Below are 266 nucleotides of genomic sequence, written 5' to 3'. Positions count from 1 at the left end.
CTACACGCACGGGGCTAAGCCCCATCGCTGCAACATACAGGCTATAAAGCAAAAAAACGCATCAAACGATGCGTTTTTTCATTGTTACCCCGGCATAACCGCCAGCAGGTTCTGCCGTTCCCGGTTCGCCAGTTTACGATAGTCGGTTCGGATTTTGTTGGGCACAGGTTCAGCCTGAGGCAGCGGTACCTTCATGGCATTCACGGCGCGTCCGTACTTCAGCAACTCATAATGAAGATGCGGACCGGTGGACCGTCCGGTATTAC

General features: G+C 53.4%; 1 pseudogene. It reads right to left on the bottom strand.

From position 1 onward, the window contains the following. Positions 1–84: 84 nt before the first annotated feature. Positions 85–266: pseudogene (locus R0J87_RS21135) on the bottom strand (hypothetical protein); the annotation flags it as partial.

This window comes from Halomonas sp. SIMBA_159 (assembly GCF_046536035.1).
GTDB lineage: Bacteria > Pseudomonadota > Gammaproteobacteria > Pseudomonadales > Halomonadaceae > Vreelandella > Vreelandella venusta_A.
This window is presented reverse-complemented; position numbering and strand designations above follow the sequence as displayed.